Source organism: Chitinophaga parva (assembly GCF_003071345.1).
GTDB classification, from domain to species: Bacteria; Bacteroidota; Bacteroidia; order Chitinophagales; family Chitinophagaceae; genus Chitinophaga; species Chitinophaga parva.
The window spans coordinates 740,187-755,595 of the sequence record NZ_QCYK01000001.1 but is presented as its reverse complement, the minus strand read 5'-3'; the positions used below and the strand labels follow the sequence as shown (position 1 = coordinate 755,595).

Here is a 15,409-nt window from a genome sequence, read left to right as displayed (position 1 = left end):
GCCTGTAAAACAAAGATTTAAAATGTTAAAAATAGCGTTCGGAATCATATATTAGTAATATATCTCCACGAAATACCTGTTTTTACCGGTGTTCCCCCGAATTGACGCCCTGAAAAAGCCATATCGATGAAACAGCTGAAGCACCCGATCATTATCACGTTCACCATTGCCTTGCTTTGCATTGCTTTGTTTATCGGGTACACCTATATGGTGAACCGGGAGCCGGCGCAATGGAGCCGCCATACGGCCCTCGTATACCAACTGGCCGTTACCGGGGGCATTATCCTCAGCATCATCCTGGTAATGGCCCTGCTTCGCATTAATTTTATCATGCACGAGCTCCGCACCACCCGCAACGCCCTGGGCGATCACAAGGAGCTGTACCGCCAGCTGGTGGAAGATTCCGGGGTGCTCATGTACACCATCTCCCTGGAAGGCTACTTTGAATATATCAGTCCACAGGCCCTGGCCCTTACCGGCTATTCCCCGGAAGAACTGCTGGAGCGCCACTACTCCCTGCTCCTCAGCCCAGCCCTTTACGAAGAGCTGAATATTTTTTACCGGGAACAGGTGATCCGCCGCGAAGCCATTACCACCCGCGAGGTGGAAATGATCACAAAGTCTGGCACGCTCAAATGGGTGGAACAGCAGGTAACCCTGCGCTACCATCATGATAAGGTCATTGGCTACCAGGCCCTCGTAAAAGACATCCACGAGAAAAAGACCCTGCAGCTGCGCATGGACAAGCTACATGGGGAGCAGGAAGCGCTGCAGCACCTGCTGCTCAGCATCCTGGACCACACACCCACGTTTATATTTATCAAAGACCTCTACGGCCGCTACCTGCTGGTGAACAAGGAATTTGAAAAAGTGATGGGCCACCCCGCGGCAGACATCGTAGGCCGTACGGACCTGGAAATATCCCAACCGGCAGAAGCCCGCAAATGGGCCGCCAGCGATCAAAAAGCGATAGACAGCAAGGAGCCGGTAAACGTGGTGAGCAGCCTGGAACGCAACGGGCAATTGTGCCACTACCTGGTCACCAAATACCCGCTGCTGGACAAGCACCATGAAGTGTATGGCATAGGCGCCACTGGGGTGGACATTACGGAGCATGTGCGCCGGGAAAATGAGCTTTCCGATGCCCGGTCCGGCGCAGAAGAGGCCCGGCGCGTCCAGGAGATCTTCCTGGCCAATATGAGCCAGGCCCTGCGCACTCCCATCAATGGCATTACCGGCATGAGCTACCTGCTGCAAAAAACACCGCTCACGGATACCCAGCAGGAATACGCCGATGCAATGGCCGCATCCGCAGAAAAACTGGCCCTGCTGGTAAATGATATCCAGGAAATATCCCGCATCCGCGCCGGCAAGCTGCAACTGGAAAAAGGGGACGTGAACCTGCCCCAGCTCCTGCACAAGGCCATGGCCAGCGTGAGCGCCGCCGCAGATGCCAAGGGCCTCAACATGTACTGCGACCTGGACGAAAATATTCCCACGCAGCTAACCGGCGACATGCTGCGCCTGGGCCAGGTGTTTGGCGCCCTGCTGGATAACGCGGTAAAATTCACTGCCGTGGGCAATGTGCAACTTACCGCCATGCTGCTGGAAGAAGACAAACAGCGCGCACGTATAGGCATAGAAGTTAGAGACACGGGTATGGGCATTCCGCCGGACCAGTTGGAAACCATTTTTGAAACATACGCGCACGCCACGCCGGAAACGGCCCTCTTCTCCAGGGGGGCCGGCGTAGGACTGGCTATTTGCAAAGAAATTGTGCTCCAGCACGGGGGCAGCATTTCTGTAAAAAGTGACCTGAGTGAAGGCACCATCTTCTACGTGGAACTGCCCCTGGAAAAACACATCAATAGTGCCGCGCCCCGCCAGGCACTTACCGGCCAAAGCCTGGAAGGCAAGCGGGTGCTGCTGGCGGAAGACAATCCCATTAACCAGAAAGTAGTACGCTATACCCTGCAGCAAACCGGCGCCACCGTGGAAGTAGTGGCAGACGGCCTCACTGCGATGCAACTGATGATGCAAAAAAGCTACGACTGCCTGCTACTGGACCTGCAAATGCCGGACATGAACGGCTATGAAACCGTGGCAGCCCTGCGGCGCCTGGGCTTTACCACGCCATGCATAGCCATCACCGCATCCACCCAAAGTGAGGAAACGGCCAGGGCATTGTCCGAAGGCTTCAACGACTACGTTGCCAAACCATTCCGGCCGGATGAACTGGTGTACAAAATACTGGACCTGCTGAAACGCTTTCCCATCAAGGAACCTGCGCCGGTGAGCGCACCATCTGTGGTAGATTTTGATTACCTCCGCAAACTCACGGATAATGATCCCGGCTACCTGAAAGAGCTCGTGGACACCTTCAATAAAACGGCCCCTGCCTACATGGAACAATTGGCCCAATCCCTCCGTGAAGGGCGCTGGGAAGCCGTGCAGTTTGAAGCCCACCGCCTGCGGGCCAGTCTCTCCGTGGTGCGCATCCCGGCGCTTACGCAACTTATGGTAGAGCTGGAAAATGACGCGGCCCACCAGGCTGCCGGCTCCGCACATAAAAGGCTGCAATCAGCGCAGTTGCTTTACGAAGAAGCAAAAGCAGCCATTGCAGCCTTCCGGGAAACATTGTAATGTATTCAGGGAGTATTGGCGCTGTCATTTCCCGGCGCCAGGGGCAGCATAAAATAAAACAGGCTTCCCTTGCCCTCTTCACTCTCCACACCAATGCGGCCACCCTGCGCATCAATAAATTCCCGGGAAATAGCCAGCCCCAGGCCTGTGCCCTGCGGATGCTGTGCGCCCGGCACTTTGAAAAAGCGCTCAAATATTTTTTCACGGAATGCAGGTGCAATCCCCTTGCCCGTATCCCGCACACTGAATTGCAGTTCTCGTGTATCCGTTACCGTTACTGCCAGTGTTACGGTGGATCCCGGCTTGGAATAACGGATGGCATTGGTCAGCAAATTCACCAGCACCCAGGCAGATTTTTCCACGTCTGCCAGGATGGGAGGCAGGTTGTCCGCCACCTGCACATCTATGCGGATGTCTGCCCTGGCAGCGGCGTTGGTCACCGCATCCAGCGCATATTTTACGATACCGGATGCAAACACCGGCGTTACCTGCAGCTGTATGTTGCCACTCTCCACCTGTGAAAGGTCCAGCAGCTCACTTACAATGCGGATCATGCGCCGGTTATCCTGCTTCAGGCTTTCCACCAGTTCCTTTTGTTCCCCGCTAAGCGTACCTATACGCTCGTCTTCCAGCAGCTTCAGGCTGAAGTCTGACGCGGCCAGCGGGGTTTTGAGCTCATGGGAGATGGTGGCAATGAAGCGGGTCTTGGCCTGGTCGTGCTCCAGGAAAGAAGTGATGTTCTTGAGGATGATCACATACCCCGTGCGGGCCTCTTCCTGGTGGATGTCTATCACTTCCTGTACAAAAAAACATTCCTTGCCATCCACCACGATCTTCAATGGTTCATGCGCCTGCTGGTGGATGATGGTGCGCAGTAGGTCATTATTTTTTGCGGCCACACTGGCCGCAAAGCCTACCAGGTCGCGCTCCTTCATGTTCAACAGGTCCAGGGCCGGCTGGTTGGCAAAAAGGATAGTGTCATTTGCATCAAAACCGATGGTGGCGTCTTTGAGACTACTGATCACCGCTTCCGCGCGCTTCTTCTCAAACATGATGCGGGCCAGGTTGCTGTGCTCATACTGGTCCAGCTGGGCCGCCATGGTGTTAAAAGCTTCTGCCAGGTCGCCAAATTCATCATCCGATTTGAAGTACAGCCGCTGGCTGTATTTTTTCTGGGCAATGTTCTTGATACCTTCTGTCAGCTCGCGGATAGGGTTGGCAATATAGCCGGGAAAGTTAAACACAAATGTGAAGCCCAGCATAAAGCACACACCAATGATCACGGCAATGTAGATCAGGGCATGATCGCCGGTCTTATTGGATTTCACATGCTTTTCCTTGATGGCGCGCATGTTCACCGCCATGATATTGGCTATCCCCTGGCGGATGGGTTTAAAGTACTGCTCCTGGTGGGCGGAATCGTTTTGCAGGGCGGTGAAGGCCACACGTACATCATGTGCGGCGCGCGCTTCCCCGGTTTCCGTCAGGTTGCTTTCTTCCGCCATGAGGTTACGGTCAAAGGCGGTCATGGCCTGCTGGCGGTTGTCCGTCATTTGCTCCAGGGCGCGCAGCATATTCTGGCAATCTTCCAGCGATTCATAGTTGTCCTGCAGGATCATGCGCGATTTCTCATTCTGTCCCCTCAGCAGCAGCACGCCCACCACACTTACCAGCGCCAGCATGAGGTACAGGAAAAGTACCCCCAGGGTGATCTTCGTTTTAAGCCGGAACGTACTCATGATAATATAATGAGATCAATATCGTTTGCCGATAAGGTTTTTAACAACTGGTTGAAAAGGTTTGTACGCAAAATTATGCGAAACAGGCTGATATGCGGCTTGCCAATGCAAATGGTGGTCACTTCCTTTTCCCGGGCCTGGGCGATAATAGTCTCAGACACATCGGCATCCTGCAGGCGTATCACCTCCGCGCCCAGCTCTGTAGCCAGCTTCAGGTTATTGATCAGGTGGCGCTGGCTGGCCAGGTTGATCTTATCTGCCCGCTCATTGGGCGTTTGCACGTACAGCACAAACCAGTCCGCATGGTAGTAACTGGCCAGGCGGGCGGTTTTGCGGATCACTTTGCGGGCGATGGCATCATTGGTGGAAATGCAGGCCAGGAAGCGCTCGTGGCGCATCTGCTGCGCCCGCGGAATTTCCGTTTCCACCTTGCGCTCCACCTGGTTGGTCACCTCTTTGAGGGCCAGTTCTCGCAGCTGCAGGATCTTGTCTGCCTGGAAAAAATTCTTGAGGGCGGAGGCCACCTTGGACTGGTCATAGATCTTGCCTTCCTTCAAACGGGTGATCAGTTCATCCGCTGTGAGGTCAATGTTCACCACTTCATCCGCCATGTGCAACATACTGTCGGGCACCCGCTCCGTAACGTCCACACCAGTGATGGTTTTCACTTCGTGGTTAATGCTTTCAATATGCTGTATGTTTACCGCAGAGATCACGTTAATGCCGGCCTGCAGCAGCTCCACCACGTCCTGCCAGCGCTTTTCATGGCGGGCGCCGGGCATGTTACTGTGCGCCAGTTCATCCACCACCACCCACTCCGGCTGTAGCAGCAAAATGCCGGAGAGATCCATCTCTTCCAGCATTTTACCTTTGTAAAAGAGCTGCTTGCGTGGTATCATGGGCAGGCCCTCCACCAGTGCCTCGGTTTCCCTGCGCTGGTGGGTTTCTATGTAGCCTATCTGCACATTCACCCCGTTGCGCAGCAGGGCGTGGGCTTCCTGCAGCATGCGGTAAGTCTTACCCACACCGGCGCTCATGCCGATGTAGATCTTGAACTTGCCCCGCTTATCCCGTGTGGAGGGCAGTATGTAAGCCGGTATGTTTTCCTGTCCGGTCATATGCTGTTTTAAAAAGACAACATCAGCGCAGTGGTCACACTCGCATCGTTGTTGGTATACAATTGCTCCTTGCGGAACATGTCATCGCGGGCGCTGAACAGGCGGCCGCCTATGCGGAACAGTACATTTTTGGCAGGGGCTATGTCAAAGCTCAGGGAGTAGCCCATCAGGTCAAAACCATGCGGCGTGTCAGTCGTATACACTACCTGGTCCTTGTCTTTGAAAGCCTCTACCCGCCCGGTGAGGGCGTATTTCTGGTTAATGGCATAATGCGCGATCAGCGTGGGGGCATACCAGGTAGCATAGTCACCGGAGTGTGGTGTACGTTGTTGCATCCCGTAATCAAAACCTGCTATCAGCGACCATTTCTCCGTGAGATTAAAGGTACCATAGAAGTCGTTGTAGAAACGAAATTGGTACAATGAATCCGGCCGGTCGTTGCCAAAATACGTGCTGTAGTTGAGCAGTACTTTGTCATTGGGCTTGTACGTGATCTGGGTACCACCGCAGGGCGTCTGGTTGTCGTTCAGCAGGGCAATGCGCTGCCAGCCGTTCACATACAATGCGGCAAAGGTCCACTGGTCATTGGGCGTCCAGGTCAGTTTGGCACCGGCTTCGTAGTAGGGCGTATTATCTGCCACGATGCTGCGTGTAAGTGTGTAGCAATCCTTGCCAACGGCGCTCTCAAACCCAATGTGGGAAGGCATTACACCGGCATCCACCCAAAGGTTCTTTGCCAGTTTCACGCCTACGTTCGCTTCATAAATGTGCCGCAGAACGGTAGGCTCCGGGGCCAGGTTATACTCAGGGTAAGTACCTGCCATAAGCGTCACGTTACCGCGGATATTGTCTTTGCTGTAACTGGCCTTGAGGTAAGCAAGGTTGACGTTCACCTCATTGTGCCGGTTATAGCTATAAATAAAACCTGGCTTAATATGGTCTGCCGGGTTGTTGAAATCATAACTGTAGTAGGTTTCTACGTAAGCGGAAAAGGTCACAGGAGAAGCTGGTTTGGTGCTATCCTGTGCCATTCCCTTCATGCTGATCAATGATGCTAAACAAAGAACTGAAATAGCTTTCATACAGAATTTTGTAGGCCCTGCATCCTGGCGCCACCGCGGTAGAAATGGGAGCAGCTTACGAGCGGCAACGCAGGAGCAAGGTAAGGTTATTACAAAAGATAGGTTGCTGGCTTATTGCAGCTGGTTGAGCGCCACATTGAGCTGCAGCACATTCACCTTTTCCGGGCCAAAGAGGCCCAGCAGCGGGTGCTGTACGTGGCTATCCACCAGTGCTTTTACTTTGCCAGGCGCCAGCCCGCGCACGCGGGCCACACGGGCCACCTGGATGTAGGCGGCTTCCGGGCTCAGGTCCGGGTCCAGGCCGCTGCCGGAAGCCGTTACCAGCTCCGCGGGGATATCGGCGGTCTTTACGCCGGGATTGTGCACCAGGAAGGTGTCTACCCGGTCCTGCACCTGTTTCAGGTAGTCCGCATTTGACGGGCCTTTGTTGGAACCGGCGGAGCCAGCGGCGTTGTAATCCACGGCAGAGGGGCGGCTCCAGAAATATTTATCGTCCGTGAATTTCTGGCCAATGTTTTTATAACCAACCACTTTCCCATTTACGGTTACCGTTTCACCGTCACCACCACCGGGCGCCATGCGCGCCACGGCTGCAATGCACAGCGGGTATACCACGGCCAGCAGCACAAGCAGTGCGATGGAGAGCCGGATGGAAGGGAGCAGATACTTTTTCATGATGTGTAAGCTTTGTTTCTTATGAATGTGCACGTGTGTTTAGAACACCAGTGCCAGTAACAGGTCAATTAATTTGATACCGATAAAAGGAGCAATAAGACCGCCCACACCGTAGATCAGCAGGTTGCGGCGCAGCAGGGCAGAGGCGCCAATGGGCTTGTAAGCCACGCCTTTCAGTGCCAGCGGTATCAGCGCCGGGATAATGATGGCGTTGAAGATCACTGCGCTGAGGATGGCGCTTTCAGGGCTGTGCAGGTGCATGATGTTCAGCTGCTGCAGGGCCGGGATAGCCACCACGAAAAGGGCCGGTACAATGGCAAAGTACTTGGCCACGTCATTGGCAATGGAGAAGGTGGTGAGGGTACCGCGGGTCATGAGCAATTGCTTGCCAATCTCCACGATCTCAATCAGCTTGGTGGGGTCATTGTCCAGGTCCACCATGTTGCCCGCTTCTTTGGCGGCCTGTGTACCGGAGTTCATGGCCACCCCTACGTCTGCCTGTGCCAATGCAGGGGCATCGTTCGTACCGTCGCCCATCATGGCCACCAGGCGGCCCTGTTGCTGCTCTTCCCTGATGTAGCGCATCTTATCTTCCGGCTTGGCCTCGGCAATGAAGTCGTCCACGCCAGCTTTGGCGGCAATGTATTTTGCAGTGAGCGGGTTATCACCGGTTACCATCACCGTCTTCACGCCCATTTTACGCAGGCGCTCAAAACGTTCCTGGATGCCGGGTTTAATGATGTCCTGCAGTTCTATTACACCCTGCACTTTTTCGTCCAGGGAAAGTACCAGCGGGGTACCACCGTTAGACGCGATGGCTGCTGCCCTTTCCTGTGTTTCTTCGGGAAATCCATGCCCGGCCTTTGCGGCAATATTGCGGATGGCATCTACGGCGCCTTTGCGGATGCGCTGCCCGTCTGCCAGGTCTATGCCGCTGCTGCGGGTCTCCGCGGTAAACTTCACCAGCCCTGCGCCCTGGATGGAAAGCTGGCTGGTTACGTCTTTGCCGGCCAGTTCCACGATGGACTTGCCTTCCGGGGTTTCATCCGCCAGGGAGCCGAGGGCGCACAGTTTGATGAAAGTTTTTTGATCCACGCCATTGGCCGCATAAAAGTTGGTAGCCTTGCGGTTACCGATGGTGATGGTACCGGTTTTATCCAGCAGCAGCACATCAATATCACCAGCTGTTTCTACCGCGCGGCCAGACTTGGTGATCACATTAGCGCGGAGCGCACGGTCCATGCCCGCAATACCGATGGCAGACAGCAAGCCGCCAATGGTAGTGGGGATGAGGCATACAAACAAGGAGATAAAGGCCGCAATGGTGATGGGTGTATTGGCGTAATCTGCAAAGGGTTTCAACGTTACGCATACGATGATGAACACCAGGGTAAAGCTGGCCAGGAGAATGGTGAGCGCAATCTCGTTGGGTGTTTTCTGGCGGGATGCGCCTTCCACCAGCGCGATCATTTTATCCAGGAAAGATTCACCGGCATCGGTGCTCACCCTTACGCGGATCCGGTCGGACAATACTTTGGTACCGCCTACCACACTGCTTTTATCACCGCCGGCTTCGCGGATCACGGGCGCACTTTCACCGGTGATCGCAGATTCATCGATGGTGGCAATGCCTTCCACGATCTCACCATCCGCGGGGATGATATCGCCCGGCTCACAGATAAATTCATCGCCTTTTTGCAGGGTAGAAGAAGATACCACCTGGATCTCGTTGGTAAAGATCTCGCCCATCAGCACTACTTTCTTGGCCGGTGTTTCTTCCCGGGTTTTGCGCAGGCTTTCGGCCTGCGCTTTGCCACGGGCTTCGGCTATGGCTTCGGCAAAATTTGCAAACAGTACGGTGAAGAACAGCACTACAAATACCAGCGCATTGTAGGCCAGGCTGCCTTGCGCAGCATCCGGGTGCCACCAGGCGTTGAGGGTCACCACCAGCATAATGAGGGTGCCTACTTCCACGGTGAACATCACCGGGTTCTTGATCATGAGTTTAGGATGCAGCTTAATGAAGGATTGCTTAAGGCTTTCCATCACCAGCGCCCTGGGAAATAATTTATTGGAATTGTCCATTGTCGTCTGTCATTAATACATTGAGAAATACTCTGCCACGGGGCCCAGCACCAGCGCGGGGAAGAAGGACAGGGCCGTTAAGATGATGATCACCGCCATGGTCATAAAACCAAATGTGGCGGTATCTGTCTGCAGGGTACCAGCACCTTCCGGGATGAATTTTTTCTTCGCCATGATCCCTGCAATGGCCACCGGGCCTATAATGGGCAGGAAGCGGCCCAGCAGCAGTATGATGCCGGTGCTCACATTCCAGAAGATGTTGTTATCGCCCAGGCCTTCAAAACCGGAACCATTGTTGGCCGCGGCAGAAGTGTATTCATACAGCATTTCAGTGAAACCGTGGTAGCCGGGATTATTCAGCCACGCAGTGGGTTTCACGGCCCAGTCCACATCCGGGTGATGCGCCAGGATGTAAGCTGACAGTGCCGTACCTACCAGGATGATGAAAGGATGCAGCAGCGCTATCACCGCGGCGATCTTGATCTCGCGGGCTTCTACTTTGTGCCCCATGAACTCCGGTGTACGCCCCACCATAAGGCCCGAAATAAACACTGCTATGATGATGAAAATGTAGTAGTTGAGAATACCTACACCACAGCCGCCGTAAAAGGAGTTGATCATCATGGCCATCAGTTGCATGAACCCGGTGAGGGGCATGGTGCTGTCGTGCATACCGTTTACAGAGCCCGTACTGATAATGGTGGTCACGGTGCTCCAATACGCGGTGGCCGTAGGCCCAAAGCGCACCTCCTTGCCTTCCATGGCGCCGGTGGTTTGCCGGATACCCAGGTGGGCCAGTGCGGGATTACCGCCCACCTCATAGTGGATGGATGGAATGAGCAGCACGATCATCCCGATGGTCATCATGGCAAAGAGCACATAAGCAAACTTGCGGCGGTTGATAAAGAAGCCGAGGGCAAATACCATGGCGATGGGGATGATCACCTGCGCCACCATTTCCGTTATGTAAGTGGCGTAGTTGGGATTTTCCAGCGGATGGGCGCTGTTGGCGCCAAAATACCCGCCACCATTAGTTCCTACGTGTTTAATGGCGATCATGCCGGCAGCGGGGCCGCGGCTCACATTCACCGTATCACCCTGCAGGGTTACCACCGTATCTTTGCCTTTATAGCTGGCCGGTGTACCGTTAAAGGCCAGGATGATGGCCACTACTACGCTCAGGGGCAGCAGCACGCGGGTGATGGACTTTACGAAGAACTCCCAGAAGTTACCCAGCTTGGTGGTGGTTTTATCCTTCAGCGCTTTAAAAAGTACAATAGCGGCCGCAATACCGGTAGCGGCACTCACAAACTGCAGGAAGGTGATCACAAACAGCTGCGTGAGATAGGTAAGGCCGGATTCGCCGGAGTAGTGCTGCAGGTTACAGTTCACTACAAAGCTGATGGCCGTATTAAAAGACAGGTCGGGCGTCATGCCGGGATTGCCGTCAGGATTGAGCGGCAGTTTGTCCTGGAAAATAAGCACGAAGAAGGCATACAGTACCCAGAGCAGGTTAATGGTAAGCAGGGCTTTCATGTGCTGCTTCCAGTCCATCTCCTCTTTAGGATTAATGCCGGAAACCTTGTATAGCAGGCGCTCCAGCGGCTTCATAAAATCGGACCAGGTCTTTTCGCCTTTGAACACCTTTGCGATGTACTTACCGAAAGGCAAAGCGAGCAAGAGGGTAAGCCCGTAAGTGGCAATTACGCCAATCATTTCAGTATTCATTTTATTTCAATTGATAGGCGATGGTTAGAATTGCTCAGGCTTCAGGAGTACATATACCATGTACACGAAAATGAGCAGCGAGATAATGAAGAGTAACGTCATGATAGAAAAGTTGTGATGTGAAGATGTTCCGGCTATGGTCAGATCTTATCGAAAAAGTCTACAGACCTGTAAAAGAGCCAGAAAATAAATAGTAGCAACAGTGCCCAGAGTGCGGTAAGCATATAAAACAATTTGGTTTTTTAAATGGTGGCGGCCCGCAGCTGCTGCATACGCAGGGATTGCAGGCTGGCGGGGAGCAATATCCCGGGCGCCTGGCGCTGGGTAGGCAGGGTAGGAGAAAGGCCGTACACGTACACATTTTCAATGGCATTGCGCAGCCCCTGGCTACCGTTGCGGTAGAGGACACCGGCAAAGGCGCAGCATTTCTTTACTTCCGCCCAGTTCTTTGTAGCGATCATGCTGCTGGTGTAATCCGTAAAAGCATGGATGATCTTGTACAGGGCAGGTTTCCGCAGCGTTTGCAGGGTAAGCGTAAGTTCCGGGATCTGGGATCCGATGATGGCGGCAATCGTGTTGTCGGGTAACATGATCTATGCGTTTGCCGCGATATAAGCGATAGGGATGCCAAAGCGCAGGGTTCAGTGCTAACTTCCTTTTTATCAACACGTTATTGTTTGCACAGCCAGCCAGGTCTTATGGGCACCCTCCCGTTTCTGCATGGTGGTTTATAAAAATGGGGCACCTGGAATTTTGGCTACAACAATATACCATTTGGTTACAGGCTTCTCTGGCGGAATGTGGAGCTTTGCATTATTAAATGAACATGATTATGAAAATTGTACTCACGGGCTCATTGGGCAATATCGGAAAACCGCTTGCTACGGCGCTGGTGGCCGCCGGGCACCAGGTCACGGTGATCAGCAGCCAGGAAGAACGGAAGGCAGCCATTGAAGCATTGGGCGCCACTGCTGCCATTGGCAGCATGTTTGACGTGGCATTTCTTACCGCTGCATTTAAAGGCGCCGCCATCGTTTACCTGATGGAAACCATGGAAGCAGCGGGAAACCTGTTTGATAAGGACGTGGATTTTATCGGCAGCATCAGCCAGATCGGCCGGAACTACAAACAGGCCGTGGAAACTGCGGGTGTTAAACATGTGGTACACCTGAGCAGCATTGGCGCCCACCTGGAAAAGGGAAATGGCATTCTTTTATTTCATCACAACGTGGAAAGCATTTTAAAGGAGCTGCCGGCGGATGTGCATATTAAATTCATCCGCCCGGTAGGTTTTTATACTAACCTGTTTTCTTTTATCGGTGCCATTAAGAACACCGGGTCCATTGTTTCCAATTATGGCGGGGATCAAAAAGAGCCATGGGTATCGCCGCGGGATATTGCCGCCGTTATTGCGGAAGAGATGGAGGCGCCCTTTGATGGTAGAACGGTGCGTTATGTGGCCAGCGATGAAGTGTCGCCCAACGACATCGCAAAGGCCCTGGGCCAGGCTATTGGCCTGCCGGGCCTCCAATGGAAAGTGATCCCGGATGAACAATTGCTGGATCAGTGGCTGTCCATAGGCTTCAACCCCCAGGCGGCAGCGGGTTTCATTGAAATGCAACGCGCCCAGGGGAATGGATTGTTATATGAAGATTATTACCAGCACAAACCAGCGCTGGGCCAGGTGAAGCTGGCCAACTTTGCATCGGAATTTGCAGCAGCATACCGGGAGGCGTAAGCGCAAGCAGGAACGCCTTTATTAAAATAACCACATCACCATGGCAAACACAAAAACCATCCGCATAAAAACGATCAGCGAGTTTCACGAGCTAAGAGGCCTGCCCAAACCGGAACATCCGCTGATCAGTATGGTGGATTACCGCGATATACACAGACCGGCAAACATTGGCGATACCAACTGGATACTGGACTTTTACCAGATCTCTTTAAAACATGGAATCGGCGCTAAACTTAAATACGGGCAGCAGCAGTACGATTTTGATGAAGGCGTAATGTTTTTTATTGCACCCCACCAGGTGTTCCGCATAGACCCGGACGGGGACGAGCCTTCCAAACGCAGTGGATGGATGTTGCTGGTGCACCCCGATTTCCTGTGGGGCACATCGCTCGCAAAGGGCATCCACCAATATGAGTTCTTCGGGTACGCGGTGAATGAAGCCCTGTTCCTTTCAGACAGGGAAGAAAAGACCATGCACGGCATTGTACAAAACATTAAACAGGAGTACCATTCCAATATTGATAAATTCACCCAGGGCATCATCATTTCCCAGATTGAATCACTGCTAAACTATTCGGAACGGTTCTACCATCGCCAGTTCATTACGCGGAAAATCACCAACCACCAGCTGCTGGACAAACTGGAGACCCTGCTCAATGAATACTTCTCCAGCGGCCAGCTATCCGCCAAAGGCCTGCCCACGGTACAGTACCTCGCAGACGGGCTGTATGTTTCACCCAAGTACTTAACAGGATTACTAAAAGTTCTCACCGGGCAAACAGCCCAGCAACACCTCCACGAAAAACTGATCGCCCGGGCAAAGGAAATGCTGTCTACCACGCCACTGTCTGTAAGTGAAATTGCTTATGAACTGGGCTTTGAGCATACGCAGTCCTTCAGTAGGTTTTTTAAAACAAAGACAAACATCACACCGGTGCAATTCCGCCAGTCGTTTAATAATAACTGAGGTGATCATCACCTCTCCACACCTCCCGTTTCTGAAAAACCACCCTTCCATTTTGGCATGGTTGTAACACGCCGTCCCCCCCAACCAATCCCCTCTACCCCCCGCAATCCCTTTACTGGCGCGGGTCTCATTCCCTACCTCCTATTTCTGGCAATCCCTTTGCCATCCCATTACCCTACAACATCCAAACCTGCAAAAGCAGCCTTTTATGAAAATCGACATTAAAAAGAACCTATTGACTGGCGCCGCGCTGTGCATGGCCGCCTTGTCATACGGACAGGACTCCCTGCCGCCCGCCAGAGTACCCTTTGATGGGATGAACCTGGGCTGGATCAATGGCCAGAACCGCAATACAGATCCCTCCCTGCTGCAGTTGCGCGACAAAAACGGGGAAACCATCCTTACCGGCACGGTGCTGGTAGACGGTTATTTCAACTATAATTTTGCACGCCCCAAAGACAACACCCAAACCATCTCTTCCTCCATGGGCCGCACCAACGAGTTCCAGCTGAACCAGGTGAGCGTTGGCGTAGAAAGCAATTATAAAAACGCTATTGGCCGCCTGTGGCTGCAAACCGGCGCTATGACCCCGCTCGTGCAGGAAGCAGATGGCTCCGTGAACCGCGGCCGCAATGCCGGCACCCAGAACCTGAAACTCATCCGCGAAGCCGCCGCCGGTTACCACTTCAATGTGAAATACGGGCTGAACGTGGAAGCGGGGATCTTTATGTCTTACATTGGCCTGGAAAGTTATGTGCTGCAGGAAAACTGGAGCTACCAACGTAGCATGGTGTGCGACTTCACACCTTTCTATTTCCAGGGCGCGCGCCTGCAATTTTATCCCACCAAAAATTTTAAAACGGAACTGTGGTTACTGAACGGCTGGCAGACCTATAACAGCTGGAGCAAGAACCCCGGTGTAGGAAACTCTAACTACTGGCGCCCCAATGAAAACATCCAGGTGGTGGCTAACTTCTACTACGGCAATGATACCCATAACGCCGGCGATACTGTACTCTCCGCCGTGCATCGCTTCCACCACGACAATAGCTTTGTGGGCCGTTATTATCACAATGGCAACGCCCGCGGTATTTCCCAGGCAGCCTTTAGCCTCAACAACCACTACGGCTTCCAGAAAGGCCCTGGCATAAAACCCCGGGATAATTATATGGCCGGTTCATCCCTGGCACATCGTGTATGGTTCGACCGTAATAAACTGGCGCTCACCCTGCGTGCAGATTATGTGACCAACCCCGGCGGCTACCTGTCCTTTGTGCCGGCAGCTGCCGCAGCGCAGCCCAATGCCTATGACAAAGCCATTGCGGCTGGCAAAGACCTTAACATCAAACAATTTACTGCCACGTTTGATGTAATGCCGAGCAACTACGTAACCTTCCGGTTGGAGTACGTGCACCGCAATGCCAATATCCCCTACTTCGCCGGTGCCGGTGGCACCACTTCACAGACGGGTTTCATCACCGATGCCCCGGATGCCAGCTGGTTACCAGACCTTGTAAAAACTGAAAATCGCTTAATAGTCGCGGTTAATTTCCGACTATAACAGTAACAGACAGTATGAAATAAAGGGGCGCATCTGCGCTCCTTTTTTCATCTCTTCCCTATGCCGTTGCCAC

The 15,409-nt window shown here is 53.3% G+C and carries 12 protein-coding genes; 4 read left to right on the top strand and 8 right to left on the bottom strand.

Features of this window, described 5'->3' with window-relative positions; translation table 11 throughout:
* Positions 1-126: 126 nt before the first annotated feature.
* Entirely contained in the window at positions 127-2,643 is a 2,517-nt protein-coding gene (locus DCC81_RS03320) for a PAS domain-containing sensor histidine kinase (protein WP_108685166.1), read from the top strand.
* Between the two features lie 5 nt (positions 2,644-2,648).
* On the opposite strand, the gene DCC81_RS03315 is transcribed toward DCC81_RS03320, so the two are convergent.
* The 8 genes from DCC81_RS03315 to DCC81_RS03280 all read right to left on the bottom strand — a co-directional run bounded on the left by DCC81_RS03315 (position 2,649) and on the right by DCC81_RS03280 (position 11,660).
* Positions 2,649-4,382, bottom strand: a complete 1,734-nt coding sequence (locus DCC81_RS03315; protein ID WP_108685165.1) for an ATP-binding protein — start codon at positions 4,380-4,382, stop codon at positions 2,649-2,651.
* Positions 4,379-5,500: a histidine kinase gene (locus tag DCC81_RS03310; RefSeq protein ID WP_108685164.1), complete on the bottom strand. Its 1,122-nt coding sequence runs from the start codon at positions 5,498-5,500 to the stop codon at positions 4,379-4,381. The genes DCC81_RS03315 and DCC81_RS03310 overlap by 4 nt, the downstream gene beginning before the upstream one ends.
* 8 nt (positions 5,501-5,508) lie before the next feature.
* Positions 5,509-6,582: a porin gene (locus DCC81_RS03305; protein WP_108685163.1), complete on the bottom strand. Its 1,074-nt coding sequence runs from the start codon at positions 6,580-6,582 to the stop codon at positions 5,509-5,511.
* 111 nt (positions 6,583-6,693) lie between these two features.
* Positions 6,694-7,257, bottom strand: a complete 564-nt coding sequence (locus DCC81_RS03300; protein ID WP_108685162.1) for a K(+)-transporting ATPase subunit C — start codon at positions 7,255-7,257, stop codon at positions 6,694-6,696.
* A 39-nt stretch (positions 7,258-7,296) separates the two neighbouring features.
* Complete coding sequence (gene kdpB, locus DCC81_RS03295) at positions 7,297-9,342, bottom strand: potassium-transporting ATPase subunit KdpB (protein WP_108685161.1); 2,046 nt, start codon at positions 9,340-9,342, stop codon at positions 7,297-7,299.
* Positions 9,343-9,354: 12 nt separating this feature from the next.
* Positions 9,355-11,070 carry a potassium-transporting ATPase subunit KdpA gene (gene kdpA, locus DCC81_RS03290; protein ID WP_108685160.1) on the bottom strand — a complete coding sequence of 572 codons (1,716 nt, stop codon included), beginning with the start codon at positions 11,068-11,070 and terminating at the stop codon, positions 9,355-9,357.
* A 24-nt stretch (positions 11,071-11,094) separates the two neighbouring features.
* Positions 11,095-11,172, bottom strand: a complete 78-nt coding sequence (locus DCC81_RS26025) for a potassium-transporting ATPase subunit F (protein WP_205686291.1) — start codon at positions 11,170-11,172, stop codon at positions 11,095-11,097.
* A gap of 140 nt (positions 11,173-11,312) precedes the next feature.
* Positions 11,313-11,660 (bottom strand): DUF7674 family protein, encoded by a 348-nt coding sequence (locus tag DCC81_RS03280; RefSeq protein ID WP_108685159.1) that lies wholly within the window; start codon positions 11,658-11,660, stop codon positions 11,313-11,315.
* A 242-nt stretch (positions 11,661-11,902) separates the two neighbouring features.
* Between DCC81_RS03280 and DCC81_RS03275 the strand changes: the two genes are divergently transcribed.
* The 3 genes from DCC81_RS03275 (at position 11,903) to DCC81_RS03265 (ending at position 15,336) form a co-directional block, all read left to right on the top strand.
* Positions 11,903-12,808: an NmrA family NAD(P)-binding protein gene (locus DCC81_RS03275; RefSeq protein WP_108686447.1), complete on the top strand. Its 906-nt coding sequence runs from the start codon at positions 11,903-11,905 to the stop codon at positions 12,806-12,808.
* A gap of 40 nt (positions 12,809-12,848) precedes the next feature.
* The gene (locus DCC81_RS03270) at positions 12,849-13,775 is read left to right on the top strand and encodes a helix-turn-helix domain-containing protein (protein WP_108685158.1); all 927 of its coding nucleotides are present in this window, start codon (positions 12,849-12,851) and stop codon (positions 13,773-13,775) included.
* 208 nt (positions 13,776-13,983) lie between these two features.
* On the top strand, positions 13,984-15,336 hold the full coding sequence (locus DCC81_RS03265) for an outer membrane beta-barrel protein (protein WP_108685157.1): 1,353 nt from the start codon (positions 13,984-13,986) through the stop codon (positions 15,334-15,336).
* Positions 15,337-15,409: the final 73 nt, after the last annotated feature.